Annotated in this window: 22 protein-coding genes; 13 read left to right on the forward strand and 9 right to left on the reverse strand. The window is 61.8% G+C overall.

Going from position 1 to position 18,349, the window contains the following annotated elements; all coding sequences use genetic code 11:
• Window positions 1-7: 7 nt before the first annotated feature.
• The gene (gene queF / locus AC0L2Y_RS29575; RefSeq protein ID WP_023674394.1) at window positions 8-469 is read right to left on the reverse strand and encodes a preQ(1) synthase; all 462 of its coding nucleotides are present in this window, start codon (window positions 467-469) and stop codon (window positions 8-10) included.
• Between the two features lie 114 nt (window positions 470-583).
• On the opposite strand from queF, the gene AC0L2Y_RS29580 reads away from it, so the two are divergent.
• Window positions 584-2,629: an oxidoreductase gene (locus AC0L2Y_RS29580; protein WP_473561345.1), complete on the forward strand. Its 2,046-nt coding sequence runs from the start codon at window positions 584-586 to the stop codon at window positions 2,627-2,629.
• Window positions 2,630-2,770: 141 nt separating this feature from the next.
• Here AC0L2Y_RS29580 and AC0L2Y_RS29585 read toward each other — a convergent pair whose 3' ends face one another.
• A complete protein-coding gene (locus tag AC0L2Y_RS29585) occupies window positions 2,771-3,178 on the reverse strand; it encodes a hypothetical protein (RefSeq protein WP_023674396.1) in 408 nt (135 codons plus the stop codon).
• A gap of 116 nt (window positions 3,179-3,294) precedes the next feature.
• Here AC0L2Y_RS29585 and AC0L2Y_RS29590 point away from each other — a divergent pair, with 116 nt between their 5' ends.
• From AC0L2Y_RS29590 to AC0L2Y_RS29600, 3 genes are all read left to right on the forward strand, one after another.
• The gene (locus AC0L2Y_RS29590) at window positions 3,295-3,720 is read left to right on the forward strand and encodes a MarR family winged helix-turn-helix transcriptional regulator (protein WP_473561347.1); all 426 of its coding nucleotides are present in this window, start codon (window positions 3,295-3,297) and stop codon (window positions 3,718-3,720) included.
• 81 nt (window positions 3,721-3,801) lie between these two features.
• Window positions 3,802-4,044: a type II toxin-antitoxin system Phd/YefM family antitoxin gene (locus AC0L2Y_RS29595; protein ID WP_473561349.1), complete on the forward strand. Its 243-nt coding sequence runs from the start codon at window positions 3,802-3,804 to the stop codon at window positions 4,042-4,044.
• A gap of 17 nt (window positions 4,045-4,061) precedes the next feature.
• On the forward strand, window positions 4,062-4,499 hold the full coding sequence (locus AC0L2Y_RS29600) for a PIN domain-containing protein (RefSeq protein ID WP_473561351.1): 438 nt from the start codon (window positions 4,062-4,064) through the stop codon (window positions 4,497-4,499).
• Between the two features lie 12 nt (window positions 4,500-4,511).
• Here AC0L2Y_RS29600 and AC0L2Y_RS29605 read toward each other — a convergent pair whose 3' ends face one another.
• Window positions 4,512-6,584 carry a putative bifunctional diguanylate cyclase/phosphodiesterase gene (locus tag AC0L2Y_RS29605; protein ID WP_473561353.1) on the reverse strand — a complete coding sequence of 691 codons (2,073 nt, stop codon included), beginning with the start codon at window positions 6,582-6,584 and terminating at the stop codon, window positions 4,512-4,514.
• A 264-nt stretch (window positions 6,585-6,848) separates the two neighbouring features.
• On the opposite strand from AC0L2Y_RS29605, the gene AC0L2Y_RS29610 reads away from it, so the two are divergent.
• The 3 genes from AC0L2Y_RS29610 to AC0L2Y_RS29620 all read left to right on the forward strand — a co-directional run bounded on the left by AC0L2Y_RS29610 (window position 6,849) and on the right by AC0L2Y_RS29620 (window position 9,560).
• Entirely contained in the window at window positions 6,849-8,036 is a 1,188-nt protein-coding gene (locus AC0L2Y_RS29610; protein WP_473561355.1) for a glycine C-acetyltransferase, read from the forward strand.
• Window positions 8,037-8,103: 67 nt separating this feature from the next.
• On the forward strand, window positions 8,104-9,138 hold the full coding sequence (gene tdh / locus AC0L2Y_RS29615) for an L-threonine 3-dehydrogenase (protein ID WP_352663022.1): 1,035 nt from the start codon (window positions 8,104-8,106) through the stop codon (window positions 9,136-9,138).
• Window positions 9,135-9,560, forward strand: coding sequence for a hypothetical protein (locus AC0L2Y_RS29620; RefSeq protein ID WP_473561356.1), 426 nt, complete (start codon window positions 9,135-9,137; stop codon window positions 9,558-9,560). Before tdh ends, AC0L2Y_RS29620 begins: the two co-directional genes overlap by 4 nt.
• Here AC0L2Y_RS29620 and AC0L2Y_RS29625 read toward each other — a convergent pair.
• Window positions 9,532-10,032, reverse strand: coding sequence for a MarR family winged helix-turn-helix transcriptional regulator (locus tag AC0L2Y_RS29625; protein ID WP_473561385.1), 501 nt, complete (start codon window positions 10,030-10,032; stop codon window positions 9,532-9,534). The two genes, AC0L2Y_RS29620 and AC0L2Y_RS29625, sit on opposite strands and share 29 nt — an antisense overlap.
• A gap of 142 nt (window positions 10,033-10,174) precedes the next feature.
• Between AC0L2Y_RS29625 and hmgA the strand changes: the two genes are divergently transcribed.
• The 5 genes from hmgA to AC0L2Y_RS29650 are packed head-to-tail and all read left to right on the forward strand — an operon-like array spanning window position 10,175 to window position 14,254.
• Window positions 10,175-11,488 carry a homogentisate 1,2-dioxygenase gene (hmgA, locus tag AC0L2Y_RS29630; RefSeq protein WP_473561358.1) on the forward strand — a complete coding sequence of 438 codons (1,314 nt, stop codon included), beginning with the start codon at window positions 10,175-10,177 and terminating at the stop codon, window positions 11,486-11,488.
• A 10-nt stretch (window positions 11,489-11,498) separates the two neighbouring features.
• Complete coding sequence (locus tag AC0L2Y_RS29635; protein WP_473561359.1) at window positions 11,499-12,386, forward strand: MBL fold metallo-hydrolase; 888 nt, start codon at window positions 11,499-11,501, stop codon at window positions 12,384-12,386.
• Window positions 12,383-13,405: a fumarylacetoacetate hydrolase family protein gene (locus AC0L2Y_RS29640; protein ID WP_473561361.1), complete on the forward strand. Its 1,023-nt coding sequence runs from the start codon at window positions 12,383-12,385 to the stop codon at window positions 13,403-13,405. Before AC0L2Y_RS29635 ends, AC0L2Y_RS29640 begins: the two co-directional genes overlap by 4 nt.
• Window positions 13,402-13,695, forward strand: coding sequence for a hypothetical protein (locus AC0L2Y_RS29645; protein ID WP_352490144.1), 294 nt, complete (start codon window positions 13,402-13,404; stop codon window positions 13,693-13,695). Before AC0L2Y_RS29640 ends, AC0L2Y_RS29645 begins: the two co-directional genes overlap by 4 nt.
• Window positions 13,696-13,699: 4 nt before the next feature.
• Window positions 13,700-14,254, forward strand: a complete 555-nt coding sequence (locus tag AC0L2Y_RS29650; RefSeq protein ID WP_473561362.1) for a DinB family protein — start codon at window positions 13,700-13,702, stop codon at window positions 14,252-14,254.
• On the opposite strand, the gene AC0L2Y_RS29655 is transcribed toward AC0L2Y_RS29650, so the two are convergent.
• The 3 genes from AC0L2Y_RS29655 to hppD form a co-directional block, all read right to left on the reverse strand.
• Window positions 14,255-14,632 carry a type II toxin-antitoxin system VapC family toxin gene (locus AC0L2Y_RS29655; RefSeq protein ID WP_473561364.1) on the reverse strand — a complete coding sequence of 126 codons (378 nt, stop codon included), beginning with the start codon at window positions 14,630-14,632 and terminating at the stop codon, window positions 14,255-14,257.
• Window positions 14,629-14,853, reverse strand: a complete 225-nt coding sequence (locus tag AC0L2Y_RS29660; RefSeq protein ID WP_023717195.1) for a type II toxin-antitoxin system Phd/YefM family antitoxin — start codon at window positions 14,851-14,853, stop codon at window positions 14,629-14,631. Before AC0L2Y_RS29660 ends, AC0L2Y_RS29655 begins: the two co-directional genes overlap by 4 nt.
• Before the next feature lie 69 nt (window positions 14,854-14,922).
• Complete coding sequence (gene hppD, locus AC0L2Y_RS29665) at window positions 14,923-16,038, reverse strand: 4-hydroxyphenylpyruvate dioxygenase (RefSeq protein ID WP_473561365.1); 1,116 nt, start codon at window positions 16,036-16,038, stop codon at window positions 14,923-14,925.
• A 151-nt stretch (window positions 16,039-16,189) separates the two neighbouring features.
• On the opposite strand from hppD, the gene AC0L2Y_RS29670 reads away from it, so the two are divergent.
• Window positions 16,190-16,657 (forward strand): Lrp/AsnC family transcriptional regulator, encoded by a 468-nt coding sequence (locus AC0L2Y_RS29670; protein WP_254817488.1) that lies wholly within the window; start codon window positions 16,190-16,192, stop codon window positions 16,655-16,657.
• Between the two features lie 218 nt (window positions 16,658-16,875).
• Here the strand turns inward: AC0L2Y_RS29670 and AC0L2Y_RS29675 are convergent, their stop codons facing one another.
• Entirely contained in the window at window positions 16,876-17,214 is a 339-nt protein-coding gene (locus AC0L2Y_RS29675; protein ID WP_352525398.1) for a protein tyrosine phosphatase family protein, read from the reverse strand.
• Between the two features lie 185 nt (window positions 17,215-17,399).
• A complete protein-coding gene (aztC, locus tag AC0L2Y_RS29680) occupies window positions 17,400-18,341 on the reverse strand; it encodes a zinc ABC transporter substrate-binding protein AztC (protein ID WP_473561367.1) in 942 nt (313 codons plus the stop codon).
• Between the last annotated feature and the right edge of the window lie 8 nt (window positions 18,342-18,349).

An 18,349-nucleotide genomic window follows, 5' to 3' on the forward strand; every position in this document is an offset into this window, starting at 1 on the left:
AGCCCCTTTAACCGCGCCCGCGATAAGGGGCGACGCCGGTGTCGGGCAGCCACACACCTTCCGGCGGTGCGCCGGTTTGCCAGAACACGTCGATCGGAATGCCGCCGCGCGGATACCAGTAGCCGCCGATGCGCAACCACAATGGCTTGGTCGCGGCGATGATGCGGCGGCCGATCATGACGGTGCATTCTTCGTGGAAGGCGCCATGGTTGCGAAACGAGGTCATGAACAGCTTGAGCGACTTCGATTCCACCAGCAGCGCATCGGGTGCGTAGTCGATGACGATATGGGCGAAGTCCGGCTGGCCGGTGACCGGGCAGAGCGAAGTGAATTCCGGGCAGGTGAAGCGAACGATGGCGGGCGGGCCATCGCCGCGCGAAAACGGCACGGTTTCCAGGACTGCCGCTTCGGGGCTCTGTGGCGCCTCGACGTTGGTGCCGAGCTGGGTGAGGTTTTTCGTATCGGTCATGAGCAGGTTCCTTGCTGCATGCCACCCAAAACTGCGCAGCGATTTTGGGATAGCGACATGCGTAAAAACAAAAATTTGCCGCTCATTAGCACAATTTGAAACAGCAGGAAGACGATGACTAGCAATGACCCGCTCCTCCAGCCCTATCAGCTCAAGCATCTGACGCTGAAGAACCGGGTGATGTCGACCAGCCATGAGCCGGCCTATTCCGAGGACGGCATGCCAAAGGAGCGGTACCGGCTCTACCATGCCGAAAAGGCCAAGGGCGGCATGGCGCTGACCATGACCGCCGGTTCGGCGATCGTCTCGCGCGACAGCCCGGCCGCTTTTGGCAATCTGCATGTCTATGACGACCGTATCGTGCCATGGCTCGCCGAGCTTACCGATGCCTGCCACGAGCACGATTGCAAGGTGATGATACAGATCACCCATCTCGGCCGCCGCACCGGTTGGAACAAGGCCGACTGGCTACCGGTCCTGTCGGCTTCGCCGGTGCGCGAACCGGCCCATCGCGCCTTTCCCAAGACTATCGAGGACTGGGATATCGAGCGCATCGTCGCCGACTATGCGGCGGCCGCGCAGCGCTGCCAGGCTGCCGGCCTCGACGGCATCGAATTCGAGGCCTACGGCCATCTGATGGACGGTTTCTGGTCGCCGGCCACCAACCAGCGCGACGACGATTTCGGCGGCTCGCTCGACAACCGGCTGCGCTTCACCGGAATGGTGCTCGACGCAGTGCGTGCCGCGGTCGGCGAAAAGTTCGTCGTCGGCATTCGCATGGTCGCCGACGAGGATTTCGAGAAAGGCCTGTCGAAGCAGGAAGGCGTCGAAATCGCCAGGCGGCTGGCCGGCTCCGGCAAGGTCGATTTCCTCAACATCATCCGTGGCTCGATCGAGACCGACGCCGCTCTGACAAAAGTCATCCCGGTGACCGGCATGCGGTCGTCGCCGCATCTCGACTTCGCCGGGGAGGTGAGGGCGGCGACGAAATTCCCGACCTTCCATGCGGCGCGGATTTCCGACGTCGCCACCGCGCGTCACGCAATCGCCGCCGGCAAGCTCGACATGGTTGGCATGACGCGTGCCCACATTGCCGACCCGCACATCGTCAGGAAGGTGATGGAGGGCCGCGAGCACGAGATCCGCCCTTGCGTCGGCGCCACCTATTGCCTCGACCGCATCTATGAGGGCGGCGAGGCGCTGTGCATCCACAATGCGGCGACGGGCCGCGAGGCTGATATCCCGCATATCATCCCGAGAACCGAGGGTCCGAAGCGGAAGGTGGTGGTCGTCGGCGCCGGCGCCGGCGGGCTGGAGGCAGCGCGCGTCGCCGCCGAACGCGGGCACCAGGTGACGGTGCTGGAAGCATCGAGCCAGGCCGGCGGCCAGGTGCGGCTGGCAACGCAGAACCCGCGCCGCAAGGAATTGATCGGCATCATCGACTGGCGCCTGGCCGAACTCGACCGGCTTGGTGTCGAGATCCGCTACGATACCTGGGCGGAGAAGGACGACGTACTGACGCTGTCGCCGGACGTGGTGGTGATCGCCACCGGCGGCCTGCCGCAGAACCCGCCTCTGACGGCCGGCGACGATCTCGTCACCTCGAGCTGGGACATCATGGCCGGCAGCGTCAAGCCGGCCGAGAATGTACTGCTCTATGACGACAATGGCGGCCATCAGGGCATGGGTGCTGCCGAACTGATCGCCAACAGCGGCGCCAGGCTGGAGCTGGTTTCACCAGAGCGCTTCTTCGCCCCGGAAATGGGCGGCATGAACCATGTGCCCTACATGCGCGCCTTCCAGGAAAAGGGTGTCACGGTGACCATCAACACACGGCTGCGTTCGGTGCGGCGCGAGGGCAATCAGCTGATCGCCGAGCTCGCTTCCGACTTCGCCGATGGCTGGCGCGGCGAGCGGCGGGTCGACCAGGTGGTGGTCGAGCACGGCACGCTGCCGCTCGACGATCTCTATCTGGCGCTGAAGCCGCTGTCGAAGAACGCCGGCGCGGTCGACTACGAAAAGCTGGTCAATGGCGGCGACATCTTTCCGGTGCGCAATCCGCAGAGTGGCTTCGTGCTCTTCCGCATCGGCGATGCAGTCGCCTCGCGCAACATCCACGCCGCCATCTATGACGGCATCAGGTTCGGCTTGCGGATCTGAGGAATATTTTGGATTGATTGGTGGCGCGCAGCCGAAACCTCCGTACGGAGAGCCACCATGGTACTTTGGTCCGGTCTGCGCGCCGCGCACGCCGCCGGCCATCGCCGGGCACCGTACGATCTTGCGATTGCGGCAGGACGCTCAAAACATCCTGGCGGTGGCCATGCAGAACACGGTGATGACCAGCAGTCCGCCGGCGATGCGCTCGCCTTTTGTCATCTTCGCGCGCAGCTGGGTTTGCTTCGCGGCATCAGCGCCAGCCAGCTGCCTGCTGGCGGAACCCACCAGCGCGCCCTGAACCCCGGCGGCGATCAATGCCGTCAAGATGCCCAGCGCCAGGACTTTCTCCATGGAACCGAAAGAGCCGTTGTGGAAGAAATACCACAGCAGCAAACCCGTGAGGAAAACCACGCCGGCCGCGCCCATTTGCGGCCGGAAGAAACGTTCCGCCCTGATCTCCGGTTCGCGGGCAACCGCGATGGTGGTGCCGGCCCAGAACACACCCGCCATGACGTGAAGGCCGAGGACGATGATGTAGACATATTGCATGACCGCATTTCCTCTCTTGCCCACCGCTAACCATATTGATAGATATCAAATGATTAGATGTCAATGCATAAGCTCGAGCCGTTCCATAGGCTTTGCCCTTGTTCTAGTGTTGGACCATGACGCCGTTTGACCGCCCGCCGATCGGGATGAATCTCGCCCGCACCGCCAAGCTGGTCGCGCAGGCTTTCGACGCTACCTTGGTCGAGGCCGGCGGCACGCTGCCGGTCTGGGTCACTTTGCTGTCAGTCAAGTCGCGGGAGCTGGCCAACCAACGCGAGCTCGCCGGCATGATCGGCATCCGGGGCGCAACGCTGACCCACCACCTCAACGCCATGGAGACCCAAGGCCTGCTGATGCGGCGCCGCGATCCCGAGAACCGCCGGGTTCACCAGGTGGAGCTGACCCAAGCCGGAGAAGCGTTGTTCCTGAAATTGCGCACCGCCGCGTTAGCCTTCGACAAACGGCTGCGGAAGGGATTGTCCGACGACAGGCTGGCGGAGTTTGCACAGGTGCTGGCTGCGCTGCGGGCCAATGTCAGTTGATCTCGATTGGACCGCCAACCCTTGTTCCAAGGCGCATGCAATGTTATATGACCATGGTAGTCATATGCGAAGGGCGGCAGCATGCGCGAAATTCAGTTGAAAGACGCCAAGGCGACGCTTTCGGCAGTCGTCGATCAGGCAGTTGCAGGAGAGCCTGCCATTATCACACGCCACGGTCGGAAGCAGGCCGTCATCCTGTCGTTCGAAGATTATCAGCGGCTGTCTCGGGTGCCGAGCTTCGGGCAGCTGCTGGCGGCTTTCCCTGGGGATAAGGACGACATTCCGCCTCGTTCCCGTAAGCCGGCTCGCAAGGTTGCATTGTAGCGAGGCGACCAGCCCCGATGTTTCTGCTGGACACCAACATCATCTCGGCAATGGCTCCAGCCAGGAAAGTTGATCGGGCGGCGCTGATGGCATGGCTCGATAAGGCGAGCGAATACCTGTTCCTATCCGTTGTGACTGCGTCCGAAATCGCGGCGGGGATAGCGAAGGCGGAGCGCGACGGCGCGACCACAAAGGCCGCGCTGCTACGCGACTGGTGGCAGGCAGTCGAGCACCTTTACGGGGCAAGGATTCTGCCCTTCGATTTGCGAGCGGCGCATGCCGCGGGTTCTATTCTTGATCGCGCACGGGCTCATCGGCCGGGATTTGAGGATATAGCGATTGCTGCTACGGCCGAGGTTCACGGCCTGGTGATACTGACGGATAACGAGCGTCATTTCGCACCACTTGGGGTGCCGATGCTCAACCCGCTGAGAAACCTGCCGCCGTTGCAGTAGTTCCGACGTTCACTACGCCCGGCTGCCCTGCAGCACCGTCAGCCTGGCCTTCTTGGGCGCCCGGGCCACCAGCCATTCGCGCACGCTGTCCGGCGGCATCGGGAAAGCGATGGAATAGCCTTGCACCTGGTCGCAGCCGATCGCCATCAGCGAGTCGAGCTCGGCTTCGGTTTCAGCGCCCTCGGCAACGATCGAGATGCCGAGACCGCGGGCGAGTTCTGTGAGGGCACGCACGATCTTGGTGTTGCCGCTGTTCTCGTTGATGTTCTGGACGAAGCGGCGATCGATCTTCAGCCGGTCGATCTCGTTTGGATTGACATGGCTGAGCGATGCATAGCCGGTGCCAAAATCATCGAGCTCAAGATGGATGCCGGCGGCGCGAATGTGCCGCAGCTTTGCCGCGATACCGGTCTTCTCGTCGTCGAGAATGACGGATTCGACGATCTCCAGCGATAGTTTGCGCGGGGGCAGGCCAGTCCTTTCCAGCGTATCGAACAGGAAGACTTCGAAATCCGTCTCGCGCAGCTCCGTGCCGGACACGTTGACGGCGATCCGTCCGAAGGCGATGCATGCGCGGTTCCATTCGGCTGCTTCGTTGATCGCCTTCGTAATGACGATGCGTCCGATCTCGGACATCAAGCCGCATTTTTCTGCGATTGGAATGAACTCGCCCGGCGCGATCATACCGCGCTCCGCATGCCTCCAGCGAGCCAAAGCCTCGATGCCACTGATGGCGCCGTCCGACAGCGACACCTGCGGCTGGAAATGGACCTCGAATGCCTTCTCCGAGATGGCGACCCTGATGTCGAGCTCGAGCTGCTTTCGATTGTCGAGTTCGCGCCTCAGCTCATCGGAGAAGAACGACAAACTGCCGCCGCCCTGCTTCTTGGCTGAATACAGCGCCAGATCGGCATGGACGAGCAGGTCCTGCGCATTGTCGGCATCGATCGGGTAGACCGCAATCCCGGCACTTACGCCCGGATGGATCGTCGTGCCTCGGAATATGATCGGCTCATTGAGTTTGGCCAGCATGCGCCTGGCGACGACATCGATGTCTTCGGTGCTGCCGGCGTCGTTGAGGACCACAACGAATTCATCGCCTCCGAGACGCACGTTGAGATCCGACGTGCGGCAGGAATCGCGCATACGCTGAGCGGCCACCACCAGCACATAATCGCCAGCGGCATGGCCGAGCGTGTCGTTGATCTGCTTGAACCGGTCGAGGTCGAACTGCACCACGGCAACCCGTTCACGCCTTCGCCGCGCGCCGTTGATGAACGTATCGAAATGGTCGGTCAGGAAGGTGCGGTTGTGCAGGCCGGTTAGCCCGTCATGCACCGCAATAAAGGCCATGGAATTGCGTGCGTCGACCAGCTCGCGCGTCCGGCGCAGGATGGCGTTCGACATCGGCCGGAAAATGAAAAGTGCCACCAGCAGGATAACGCCGATGGTCGAGTAGAACAATGTGCGATGAAGATCGAGGAGCCTTTCGGAGCGCTGGTCCGCGTAGGCGCTGATGCGCTGGCCGAGTGCTGCGTAGCCCGACAATGTTGCGTTGGCAACGGAAGCGTCCAAGTTGACGCGCTCCTCTCCGCCCTTGTAGCCGCCGCTGCCGGTCGTGTTGAGCCGCGATTCGAATGAAGAGATCAGGCGCTCGCCGTTGGCGATAAGCCCAACCGAGAAATAGTCGAGATGGTACGGCTTGGCGAAAAGCACGCTCTCGATCGATTTTGGATCGAACCTTGCCGGCGACACCGGATCGGCGGCGGTCCGCTCGAGCAGCAGATCGTAATTCTTCTCGAACTCCACCGTCGCTTGCTTGAGCGCGCTAACCAGGGCCTGCTGTTGATCGCGCGGGGCGCTGCCTGTGGCGCCAGCAAGAAAGACGATGCGCTGCGACAGGGCTTTTTGTGTGCTGACGATATCGAGCAGCGCCTGATTGTGCCGTTGCGTCGCCATCACCTGCTGCAGCAGGATGAAGGAGGCCACGACCATAGCGGCTATGATCAGCAGAGCCAGCCAGTAGCCGGATTTGATGAGGAGTATGAGCCTGCCTGAAACGGCGTGCACCAACTGCTGCGACATTTTCTGAGGCGGCCTCTCGCCAACGAATTCTTGTGCGACAACCTTTGGCTTCAAAGTGTTAACAGCTTTGGGACGGCAACAGGCCGGCGGCGACGACCGTGGCGGGAAACCCGCAAAGTGGTTATTGCAATCTTTCGCAGCGCCTCCGCATTTGAACATCGTGGCCTCTGCCGTGCCATTGCCGCCACCGAAGCGGTCGCTTTTGCGATGGATTTTTCGTCCGCGGGGCGCGACAGTCCTCATCGATCTCAACAGGGCCTGATTATGACCGAAGCATTCCTTTCCCACATCGACGGCGAGCTTGAAGGACTGAAAACGGCAGGCCTCTATAAATCCGAGCGGGTGATAACCTCGACCCAATCGGCCGAGATCGAGGTCGGCGGCGAGAAGGTGCTGAATTTCTGCGCCAACAATTATCTCGGCCTCGCCGACAGCGCCGAACTGCGCTCGGCGGCCAAGCAGGCGCTCGACCGCTACGGCTACGGCATGGCGTCGGTGCGTTTCATCTGCGGCACGCAGGAGGAACACAAGCAGCTCGAGGCGACCATTTCTGACTTCCTCGGGATGGAGGACACCATCCTCTACGGCTCCTGCTTCGACGCCAATGGCGGCCTGTTCGAGACGCTGCTCGGCGAGCAGGATGCGGTCATCTCCGATGCGCTGAACCACGCCTCGATCATCGACGGGGTACGGCTGTCGAAGGCAAAGCGCTTCCGCTACGCCAACAATGACATGGCCGATCTCGAAGCGCGGTTGAAAGAGGCGCGCGACTGCCGGTTCCGGCTGATCGCCACGGATGGCGTGTTCTCGATGGATGGCATCATCGCCAATCTGAAGGGGGTCTGCGACCTCGCCGACAAATACGATGCGATGGTCATGGTCGACGACAGCCATGCAGTTGGTTTCGTCGGCAGGAATGGCCGTGGCTCGGCCGAACATTGCGGCGTCGAGGGCAGGGTGGACATCATCACCGGCACGCTCGGCAAGGCATTGGGTGGCGCGTCCGGCGGCTACACGTCGGGCAGGAAGCAGGTGGTCGACTGGCTGCGCCAGCGCTCGCGCCCCTATCTGTTCTCCAACACGCTGATGCCGGCGATCGCCGGCGCCTCGATCCGGGTGTTCGAACTGGTCCGCAATGGCGATGCGTTGCGTCAGCGCCTATATGCCAACGCAGCGCGGTTTCGCTCCGAGATGGGCAGGCTCGGCTTTACACTGGCCGGCGCCGACCATCCGATCATCCCGGTGATGCTGGGCGACGCGACGCTGGCGCAGGAAATGGCGGCGCGGATGCTGAAGCGCGGTATCTATGTCATCGGCTTCTCCTTCCCAGTGGTGCCGAGGGGCCAGGCGCGTATCCGCACGCAGATGTCGGCCGCCCATTCCAGCGCCGACATCGATCGTGCGGTTGAGGCGTTCGCCGCAGTCGGTCGCGAACTCGGCGTGATTTCCTGAACGGCCGGAACCGAAAAGCGATTCCGGATCAAGAGAGTCAAGCGACCAAGGTTCTGGGGACAAAAGAATGTCGAACATGATGAAGGCGCTGGTCAAGGCCAAGGCCGAGCCGGGCATCTGGATGGAACAAGTGCCGGTGCCGGAAATCGGTCCGAACGACGTGCTGATCAAGATCAGGAAGACGGCGATCTGCGGCACCGACGTCCACATCTACAATTGGGACCAGTGGGCGCAAAAGACCGTGCCGGTGCCGATGGTGACCGGCCACGAATTCGTCGGAACCGTCGCCGATTTCGGCGCGGCCGTCACCGAGTACAAACTCGGCCAGCGTGTTTCCGGTGAAGGCCATATCGTCTGCGGCCATTGCCGCAACTGCCGGGCGGGCAGGGGGCATCTGTGCCGCAACACGCTTGGTGTCGGCGTCAACCGGCCGGGCGCTTTTGGCGAATACCTGGCGATCCCGCAGCACAATGTCGTGCCGATCCCCGATGACGTACCGGACGAGATCGCGGCGATATTCGATCCCTTGGGCAATGCGGTTCACACCGCATTGTCCTTTGATCTCGTCGGCGAGGACGTATTGGTCACCGGCGCCGGGCCGATCGGCATCATGGGCGCACTGGTGGCGCAGTGCGTCGGTGCGCGAAAAGTGGTCATCACCGATATCAACCCGGTGCGCCTGGCACTGGCGAAAAAGCTCGGCGTCCAGCATGTCGTCGACGCATCGAAGGAAAAGCTGCGCGACGTGATGCCGGCGCTCGGCATGACCGAGGGGTTTGACGTCGGCCTCGAAATGTCGGGTGCCGCGCCTGCCTTCCGCGACATGATCGACACCATGAACAATGGCGGCAAGATAGCCATTCTCGGCATCGCGCCGACGGGCTTCGAAATCGACTGGAACAAGGTCATCTTCAAGATGCTGCATCTGAAGGGCATCTACGGCCGCGAAATGTTCGAGACCTGGTACAAGATGATCGCGCTGGTGCAGGGGCCTCTCGACGTCAGCGGCCTGATCACGCACCGTATCGGCATCGACGACTATATTTCGGGTTTCGAGGCGATGAAGAGTGGTAACTCCGGCAAGGTGGTGATGGACTGGTGACGCCATTATCTTTCCGACACCTGAACCTGGATTGGAACGCTGAGCCCAACGCTCCGAATGTAGAACTGACCGTTGAGGATAAAACAGTTCAGCTTACCTTTCTGTTGAACTCATCGGCCTATGAGGCCAGGAGCGGAGAGACAGGAACCCTTCGTTTCATCGGTTGCAGCCGTTGGCGATGGGACTCCACAAATGATCACGCCTGGTTCTCAGGTAAAGGCCTGTACAGCAAGCAGGCTCCCAAATGGGGCGAGTTCTACGAGGTGATCGGCGATAGCCGGTCAATCGGCGACAGCGATTGGGAAATTCTGTCGCAAGATGGACCTAACTCGCGGCAGTTCCTGTTTTATTTTCGCGACGACACGATCGAAGTTGTCGCCGAAGACTGGTCACTTACTCGACAAATGCCAAGCACTGGCTAGCCCTTCGTTCAAAATGATTGGCTTCGATCCCAACCTCGGCTCGTCCCAAACGACCCTCCAGGGCGGCTAATGCTGCCTCAATTGCCGCGCGGTCGCTACTCCTCAGTTTGTCCAGTAACTCCCGCTCGAACGCCTTCGCCAGCGGCACCATCTCGCGATAGGCGGCAACGCCAGCCTTGGTCAGCGCCAGATGCTCGACACGGCGGTCCTTTTCGTCCGGAGTCCGGACGAGCCAGCGGCGCCGCTCGAGTTCGGCGACCGCGCGGGAAACCTTGGTCTTGTGCATGGCCGATTGCTCGCCGAGTGCGGTCGCCGTCATCGTGCCGTGCTGTCCAAGTCCCGCAAGCGTGCGCCATTCGGGCCGGGTCAAGCCGTGGCGGTCCTTGTAGACCCTTGCGAATTCCCGGCTGACGGCATCGGCAAGCCGATAGAGCCGGTAAGGCAGGAAGGATTCGAGTTCGAGGATTTCCATAGTTGGCCCTGACTGGGCATGCTGGCGCCCCATGCCGAAATCACCGTTGATGGTTACATTTTCAATGGTTACAAATGAAACCAATCTGGTCAACCCGGAGCGCCCTCCGGACGCTCCGGGACTACGAATTCGGGAGGATGCCATGGCCTTTTCCTACATGCCGGGTTTCGGCAATGACTTCGAAACCGAGACTTTGCCGGGCTCGCTGCCGCAGGGGCGAAACTCGCCGCAACGGCCGGCCTATGGCCTCTATGCGGAGCAGCTGTCGGGCTCTCCTTTCACTGCGCCGCGCGGCACCAATGAGCGCTCCTGGCTCTATCGGATAAGGCCGAGCGTCAGGCACACCGGTCGCTTCAAAGCGGCGAATTATCCGCTTTGGAAAAGCGCGCCGAATGTCGGCGACCACCAGCTCGCTCTCGGCCAGTACCGCTGGAGCCCCGTACCCATGCCGAAGGTACCGACAGACTTCATCGCCGGCATGCGCTCGATCACCACCGCCGGCGACGTGCTCGGCCAAACCGGCATGGCGGCGCATGTCTATGTCGCCAACCGTTCGATGGCCGACGATCATTTCTTCAACGCCGACGGCGAGTTGCTGGTCGTGCCCCAGGTTGGAGCCTTGCGCTTCGTCACCGAGATGGGTGTTATCGAACTCAGGCCGGGCGAGATTGCCGTGCTGCCGCGTGGTCTGGTGTTCAAGGTCGAACTGGTGGATGCCGAAGTGCGCGGCTATGTCTGCGAGAATTACGGCGCCAAGCTGACGCTGCCGGATCGCGGCCCGATCGGCGCCAACTGCCTGGCCAATCCGCGCGATTTCAAGACACCCTGTGCCTGGTTCGAGGACAAGGAGACGCCGTGCCGGCTGATCGCGAAATGGTGTGGTCAGTTCCATGTCACCGAGATCGACCATTCGCCGCTGGATGTGGTGGCGTGGCACGGCAATTATTCGCCCTACAAATATGATCTTGCGACCTTTTCGCCGGTCGGCGCGATCCTGTTCGACCACCCCGATCCATCGATCTTCACCGTGCTGACCGCGCCGAGCGGCGAGGAAGGCACCGCCAATACCGATTTCGTCATCTTCCCGCCGCGCTGGCTTGTGGCGGAAAACACTTTCCGGCCGCCCTGGTATCACCGCAACATCATGAGCGAGTTCATGGGCCTGATCCACGGCCAGTACGATGCCAAGGAAGAGGGCTTCGTGCCCGGCGGCATCAGCCTGCACAACATGATGCTGGCTCACGGACCCGATGCGTCTGGCTTCGAAAAAGCCTCGCGCGCGGAGCTGAAACCGGTCAAGCTCGACAACACCATGGCCTTCATGTTCGAGACACGCTTTCCGCAGATGGTGACCCGCTATGGCGCCGAGCTCGAAACCCGGCAGGACAATTACATCGACTGCTGGGCCGATCTGAAGAAACGCTTCAACGGCACGCCCGAGGGCGACTGGTCTTGAGCGCCGTCGCATGACGGATCGTCTGGTGCTTCTCGGCTCGAAGGGTGGTCCGGCGCTCCGGCCGGGCGGACCGTGGCCGAGTTCGTCGCTGCTGGAGATTGGCGGCCGCACCCTCGTCGTCGATTGCGGGCTGGGCGTAACGCGCGGGTTGACCGACGCCGGCGTCAGTCTGAAGGCGCTCGACCTGATCTTCATCACGCATTTGCACTCCGACCATGTGCTGGAACTCGGACCTCTCATCCACACCGCCTGGACGGCCGGCCTGGCGGCGCCCGTCACTTTGTTCGGCCCGCCCGGCATCGGCCATTATTGGCAGCGCTTTTGCCAGGCAATGGAATTCGACATCGAGATCCGCATCGCCGATGAAGGCAGGCCGGATCTCCGCGACCTGGTGTCGATCGTCGAGTTTGCTGAAGGCCAAGTGGCCGAAGAGCGCGGTCTCAAAATATCGGCCTTGCGCGTCGACCACCCGCCGGTGACGGACTGCTTTGCGCTGCGCTTCGATCATGCGGGGCAAGGCGTCGTCTTTTCGTCGGATACGGCGTTCTTTCCGCCATTGGCGGATTTCGCCGAGGGCGCCGACGTTCTGGTCCACGAGGCCGTGCTGGAAGAAGGCATCGAGCGGCTGGTTGCTAAGACCGGCAATGGTGCAAGGCTAAGAGAACACCTGCTTGCCAGCCATAGCTTTGCCGAGGAGGCCGGCCGCATCGCCAGCGATGCAGGCGTCAAAAGACTGGTCCTCAACCACCTCATTCCGGCCGACGATCCCGAGATTGGCGAGGCCGACTGGATTGCCGCCGTCAGGAAAACATGGGCCGGCGACTTGACGATCGCCCGCGACGGCCTTGTTGTGGAATTAAGCAGCGCCAAAGCTGCGCCAGGAGAGGAAACCGCATGAAGCTTGCCACATTGAAGGACGGGACGCGCGACGGAAAGATCGTCGTTGTCTCGCGCGACCTGACGCGGTTTACCGACGCTTCGTTCCTGGTGCGGACGCTGCAGGCCGCGCTCGACGACTGGCATCGGATCGCGCCGCATCTCGCTGCGATGGCCGAATCTCTGGAGAATAATGCAGTGCCGTCGGCCCGCTTTCACGAGCATGACGCCCATTCGCCGCTGCCGCGCGCCTACCAATGGGCCGACGGCTCGGCCTATGTGAACCACGTCGAGCTGGTGCGGAAGGCGCGCGGCGCCGAGATGCCGGCAAGCTTCTGGACCGATCCGCTGATCTACCAGGGCGGCTCGGACGCTTTCCTCGCACCGCGCGACCCAATCCGCATGACCGACGAGACCCTTGGCATCGACCTGGAAGGCGAGGTCGCTGTCATTGTCGACGACGTGCCGATGGGTGCAGGCCTCGATGAGGCGCGGGCAGCGATCCGGCTGGTCATGCTGGTCAACGACGTGACGCTGCGCGGCCTGACCGGACCCGAACTCGCCAAGGGGTTCGGCTTCTACCAGTCGAAACCGTCATCAGCCTTTTCGCCGGTGGCGGTAACGCCGGACGAACTCGGCGATGCCTGGGACGGCGGCAAGGTCAGCCTGCCGCTGTTGGTCGATGTCAACGGCAAACCGTTCGGCCGGGCGAACGCCGGCATCGACATGACCTTCGACTTTCCGGCGTTGATTGTTCATGCCGCAAAAACGCGGCCGCTGGCTGCCGGCACCATTGTCGGTTCGGGCACCGTCTCCAACAAGCTCGATGGCGGGCCGGGCAAGCCTGTCTCGGCAGGCGGCGCCGGCTATTCCTGTATCGCCGAGTTGCGTATGATCGAGACCATCGAAGCCGGCGAACCGAAAACGCCGTTCCTGCGCTTTGGTGATACCGTGCGCATCGAGATGAAGGACAGGGGCGGGCATTCGATCTTCGGCGCCATCGAGCAGAAGGTCGAGAAATACGAGGGGGCAAGAGAGTGACGGGCGAGACATTCTATCTGCTGTGCGGTGTCTGGGCACTTGCCATGCTGGCGATCTTCATCCTGGCGATCCGGCTGAGCTATCGCATCGAGGCGCGCTCGCCCGGCCTGACCAATCGCAGCGGCTTTCCGCGCAAGGCGATGATGTTCCACACCGTCACCAACACGAACGTCGCAGGCGACGAGGAAACGCAGGCCATGCGGCGGCGCATGATCGGGCTGCTGCTGATTGTTCTCGCTGGATTTGCTCTCATGTGGGCAGGTGTGTCTTTGGTCCAGTTACCGGCGTGAAGTCATGGACCTGCTCGGTCATTTCCGCCGCATGGCGCGCAACAATCTGTGGTCCAACGACCGGCTCTATCGTGCCGTGCTGCAGCTTGAGCCTGGCGAATTCGAGGCCGAACGAACCAGCTTCTTCCCATCGATCAAGGCAACGCTGAACCATATCCTGGCGGTCGATTATCTCTATCTCGATTTTCTCGAAGAGGGCGGCCTCGGCGCCGCGGCCTATGATGAGTTCTTGCTCTTCGACGAAGCGGACGCGCTCGTCGGCAAGCGGGCGGAGGCCGACCGGCGGCTGATCGCTTTTTGCGACCGCCTGTCGACGGACGATATCGAGCGCCGCGTCGTCACCGACCGGCGCGAGGACGGTATGATCCCTGAGCGCATCGGCGACCTGCTCGCCCATCTCTTCATCCACGACATCCATCATCGCGGCCAGGTGCACGCGATGCTGTCCGGCACCTCGGTCGCGCCGCCGCAACTCGACGAGTTCTTCCTCGATTACGATGTTAAGTTGAGGAAAGCCGAAGTCGAGCGGCTGGGACTGCGAGACCAACTGCTTGGCTAATTATGCCAAAGCCACATCGTAACTGGCGAAATGCGGGTCGGATGTAAGGATGGTGAGATTCTCCATTTGCGCCTGCGCAATCAGAAGTCTGTCGAACGGATCACCATGGTGGTGGGGTAGGCTGCCGACGGCGTTTGCGTGCTGATAGGTAACGGCGAGCGGCTGAAATTGCATCCTTGGAAGCAGCGTCGACAGGTCGTCCGGCGCATCGAGTTTTCTGATCGAACGTTTGATGGCGATTTCCCAGACGCTTGCCGCGCTCGCGAACACCACCGCTTCCGAAGCCAGAATAGCGCGGTGGTGCTCGCTGAGACGCCGATCGTCCGAAATCGACCAGAGGATGATGTGTGTGTCGGCGAGAAACGGGCCGACCGTCATTTCACGTACTCATCCCACTCGGGACCGAGTTCATCAAAATCGTCCGCAATCCAGATCTTGCCCTTCAATGCGCCGATGCGCGGCAGGGATTCGGCCACTGCCGGAGGTACGATACGCGCCGCCACCTTGCCGTGGCGTGTGAGCACGATCTCCTCGCCGGCTTCCGCGCGGCTGACGAGTTCCGACAATTTGGCTTTGGCTTCGGCAATGGAAACATTCATGACGCGATCCTTTATGACCAGAATTTAGGTCATAACTGATCAAACCACAAGCCACCTCGGCCGAGCTGGCTACGCTGCCTTGCCGTCCACCTTCAGCACGCCGCGCTTGATCTGGTCCTGCTCGATCGATTCGAACAGAGCGCGGAAATTGCCCTCGCCAAAACCTTCGTCGCCCTTCCTCTGGATGAACTCGAAGAAGATCGGGCCGATCACGGTTTTCGAAAAAATCTGCAGCAGGATCTTGGTCGTGCCGCCGTCGACGACGCCTTCGCCGTCGATCAGGATACCGTGCTTCTTCATGCGCTCGATCGGCTCTTCATGGCCGTTCACACGGGCATAAGACATCTCGTAATAGGTCTCCGGCGGTCCCGGCATGAACTTCAGGCCGTTGGCGGCCAGCCTGTCGGTGGCGCCATAAATGTCGTCGGTGCCGACGGCGATGTGCTGGATGCCCTCGCCATTGTACTTCTTCAGATATTCGGCGATCTGGCTGGTCTCGTCCTTGGACTCGTTCAGCGGGATGCGGATCTTGCCGCAGGGCGAGGTGATGGCGCGGCTGACCAGGCCGGTGATCTTGCCGTCGATGTCGAAGAAATGGATCTGCTTGAAACCGAACAGGTCGCGGTAGAAATCCCACCATCTGTCCATCTGGCCGCGATAGACATTGTGGGTCAGGTGGTCGAGATAATAGAAGCCGACGCCTTCCGGCCTGGGGTCACGCTCGCCCAGCCAGTCGAACTCGGCGTCATAGGCCGAGCCCTTCTCGCCGTAGGTTTCGATGAAATAGAGCAGCGATCCGCCGATACCGACGATCGCCGGTACATCAAGCGCCTTGTCGGCGCCTTCATAGGGCGTCGCGCCCTTGGCCACCGCGTGATCGAAGGCATGCCTGGCATCGACCACCCGCCACGCCATCGAGGCCGCGCAAGGGCCGTGCTTATCGACGAATTTCATCGCATGCGAGCCGGGCTCGGCATTGACGACATAGTTGATGTCGCCCTGCCGCCAGACGGTGATGTCCTTGCTGCGGTGCTTGGCCACCGGCACATAACCCATGCGGGTGAACAGCTCGGCGAGCTTTTCCGGCTCGGCATGCGCGAATTCGACGAATTCGAAGCCGTCGGTACCGGCGGGATTGGTTTTGCTGATCTTGGCGGGCGGTGCGTCGTGCGGGAAGGGACCCATGGCATTGCTCCGAAATCTGGCCCGAAATCTGGCATTGGCCGCGTCGGCCATTTCTGCCCAATCATAGCGCGGAGCGAGTGCAAATTGCTTGCATTCAAACGCTTGAAATGGTCTGGTCATGCGCGAGTTGTGCACTGCGGAGCCGAAATTCATGGATGAGGCGCGCATCGACCAGTTTGACCGCAAGATAATGGCTCTGCTGCAGGGCGATGCACGGCTGACCAACAACGACCTGTCGGAACGGGTGAACCTGTCAGCGTCGCAATGCTCGCGCCGTCGCCAGCGGCTGGAGGAGGACGGTTATATCAAGGGCTACCGGGCAGTGCTCGACCGCGACAAGCTCGGCTTTTCCCTGGTCAACGTCATTTCGGTGACGCTCGCCACCCACAACCGCGACAATGCGCGGCGTTTCGGCGAATTGGTCGCGCGGCTGCCGCAGGTGCAGGAGGCGCATGCGCTGACGGGCGAGATGGACTACATATTGAAGGTGGTGACGCCCGATCTCAAATCATTGTCGGAATTCGTCAACAGCGTGCTCCTGCCGCACGAATCGGTGCAGCACGTGAAGACGGCGATCGTGCTGGAGACGCTAAAGGAAACCGGCGCGCTGCCGATTTAGGCTGGGTGAATTGAGCGCGATATGTCGGAGGGACAGCACCCCCGTCTGGCCTGCCGGCCATCTCCCCCGCAAGGGGGGAGATCGGCAGCTCTGACCTCGTGCCCCACTCCGCAACATTGAAAATTGGCGAAAGCCAACGCGGCATCCAATCTCCCCACTTGCGGGGGAGATGTCCGGCAGGACAGAGGGGGGTGCGAAGGATCGCGGCGGCTAGCCAGTCACCCCTTCTGCTGCTGGATCAGCCCATAAAGATTGGTGCAGCGGGCGCCGGACCGGCAATAGGCGAAGACCGGGCCCTCGAGTTCGTCGAGCGCCTCGGCCTGGTCCTCGACATTCTCGGCCGTGATCTGGCCGCTGATGACCGGGATGTAGCGGAAGGCGAGCCCAGCGCCCTCGACCGCCGCCTTGACGGTGTCGGCCGACGGCTGTCCCGGCTGCTCGTCGTCCGGCCGGTTGCAGATCACGCTCTTGAAGCCGGCGGCCTTGATGGTCGCGACATCCTCGGGCTGGATCTGGCCGGAGACCGAATAGTCCTCGCTGATCTGACGGTATTCCATGGCGGTGTCCTCGCAATCTGGTTAGCGGCAGTCTTGCCACTCCCTGACCCGGTCGGCAATCCGCGCGAAAAGAAATCCATCCGCGCAGATAGAGATTTCGATGCCGGAAATCCAGCCGGACTAACGCCGCACGTCGCCAGGACGCATCATGCGCCAGCCCGGCCGGATGAACCGGATCGGTCGGCTCAGCTGCCGAGGATCGCGCCTTTGATCTGGGCGATGTTGTTGTGCATCAGGTCGATATAGGTCGCGGCCGGGCCGTCGGGCTGTGACAGCGCATCGGAATAGAGCGTGCCGCCCACCTTGATGCCGGTCTCGCTGGCGATCTGCTCGATCAGCCGCGGGTTGGTGATGTTCTCGACGAAGATCGCCGCCGCCTTGTCCTGCTTCACCTGGCCGACCAGCTTGGCCACGTCGGCGGCGGAGGGCTCCGACTCGGTCGACACGCCTTCCGGGGCCAGGAACGTCAAGCCGTAGGCCTTTTCGAAATAGCCGAAGGCGTCGTGCGAGGTGATGACGACGCGCTTCTCTTGCGGGATCGACTGGATCGCCGCCTGCACTTCGCCCTCAAGCATATCGAGCTTTTGCGTATAGGCGGCTGCATTGGCTTTGTAGCTGTCGCAACCCGCAGCGTCGGCCGTGCAAAAGGCGTCGGCGATGTTCTTCACATAGATCTTGGCATTGGCGATCGACTGGAAGGCATGCGGATCGGTGACCGTCTTGCCACCATCGGTTTCCGCGCCTTCGGCGGCATCGGCCTCGGCGAATTCGGGTTTGAAATTGATCGGCGTTACCCCCTTGGTCAGCACGGCAATCGAAGCCTTGGTGGCGCTCGCGTCGACCAGGCGCTGCAGAAAACCTTCGAAATGCAGGCCGTTGACCAGCACGATGTCGGCCTTGGCCATCGCCACCGCATCGGCGGGACTCGGCTCGTAGACATGGGCGTCGCCGTCCGGCCCGACGATGGTGGTCAGATCGATCCTGTCGCCGCCGACATTTTTGGCGAAATCGGCGATGATGGTGAAGCTGGCGACCACTTTCAACGGCTCAGCAAAGGCCGACGACGCGCTAAGGGCGGTTAATGTTATAACGCTCACGGCCAATGCGGCGCGGATCGATTTCAGCATGGACAGGT

It is taken from the genome of Mesorhizobium sp. WSM4830, from assembly GCF_055811495.1.

What these genes read in the sequence shown, in the direction of transcription:
- AC0L2Y_RS29605 (WP_473561353.1), bottom strand. Translation starts at nt 6,584, where the DNA reads ATGTCGCAGCAGTTGGTGCACGCCGTTTCAGGCAGGCTCATACTCCTC.
- AC0L2Y_RS29670 (WP_254817488.1), top strand. Translation starts at nt 16,190, where the DNA reads ATGGATGAGGCGCGCATCGACCAGTTTGACCGCAAGATAATGGCTCTG.
- AC0L2Y_RS29610 (WP_473561355.1), top strand. Translation starts at nt 6,849, where the DNA reads ATGACCGAAGCATTCCTTTCCCACATCGACGGCGAGCTTGAAGGACTG.
- AC0L2Y_RS29595 (WP_473561349.1), top strand. Translation starts at nt 3,802, where the DNA reads ATGCGCGAAATTCAGTTGAAAGACGCCAAGGCGACGCTTTCGGCAGTC.
- AC0L2Y_RS29590 (WP_473561347.1), top strand. Translation starts at nt 3,295, where the DNA reads ATGACGCCGTTTGACCGCCCGCCGATCGGGATGAATCTCGCCCGCACC.
- AC0L2Y_RS29580 (WP_473561345.1), top strand. Translation starts at nt 584, where the DNA reads ATGACTAGCAATGACCCGCTCCTCCAGCCCTATCAGCTCAAGCATCTG.
- hmgA (WP_473561358.1), top strand. Translation starts at nt 10,175, where the DNA reads ATGGCCTTTTCCTACATGCCGGGTTTCGGCAATGACTTCGAAACCGAG.
- AC0L2Y_RS29640 (WP_473561361.1), top strand. Translation starts at nt 12,383, where the DNA reads ATGAAGCTTGCCACATTGAAGGACGGGACGCGCGACGGAAAGATCGTC.
- aztC (WP_473561367.1), bottom strand. Translation starts at nt 18,341, where the DNA reads ATGCTGAAATCGATCCGCGCCGCATTGGCCGTGAGCGTTATAACATTA.
- AC0L2Y_RS29600 (WP_473561351.1), top strand. Translation starts at nt 4,062, where the DNA reads ATGTTTCTGCTGGACACCAACATCATCTCGGCAATGGCTCCAGCCAGG.
- queF (WP_023674394.1), bottom strand. Translation starts at nt 469, where the DNA reads ATGACCGATACGAAAAACCTCACCCAGCTCGGCACCAACGTCGAGGCG.
- tdh (WP_352663022.1), top strand. Translation starts at nt 8,104, where the DNA reads ATGTCGAACATGATGAAGGCGCTGGTCAAGGCCAAGGCCGAGCCGGGC.
- AC0L2Y_RS29650 (WP_473561362.1), top strand. Translation starts at nt 13,700, where the DNA reads ATGGACCTGCTCGGTCATTTCCGCCGCATGGCGCGCAACAATCTGTGG.
- AC0L2Y_RS29655 (WP_473561364.1), bottom strand. Translation starts at nt 14,632, where the DNA reads ATGACGGTCGGCCCGTTTCTCGCCGACACACACATCATCCTCTGGTCG.
- AC0L2Y_RS29585 (WP_023674396.1), bottom strand. Translation starts at nt 3,178, where the DNA reads ATGCAATATGTCTACATCATCGTCCTCGGCCTTCACGTCATGGCGGGT.
- AC0L2Y_RS29660 (WP_023717195.1), bottom strand. Translation starts at nt 14,853, where the DNA reads ATGAATGTTTCCATTGCCGAAGCCAAAGCCAAATTGTCGGAACTCGTC.
- hppD (WP_473561365.1), bottom strand. Translation starts at nt 16,038, where the DNA reads ATGGGTCCCTTCCCGCACGACGCACCGCCCGCCAAGATCAGCAAAACC.
- AC0L2Y_RS29675 (WP_352525398.1), bottom strand. Translation starts at nt 17,214, where the DNA reads ATGGAATACCGTCAGATCAGCGAGGACTATTCGGTCTCCGGCCAGATC.
- AC0L2Y_RS29635 (WP_473561359.1), top strand. Translation starts at nt 11,499, where the DNA reads ATGACGGATCGTCTGGTGCTTCTCGGCTCGAAGGGTGGTCCGGCGCTC.
- AC0L2Y_RS29625 (WP_473561385.1), bottom strand. Translation starts at nt 10,032, where the DNA reads ATGGAAATCCTCGAACTCGAATCCTTCCTGCCTTACCGGCTCTATCGG.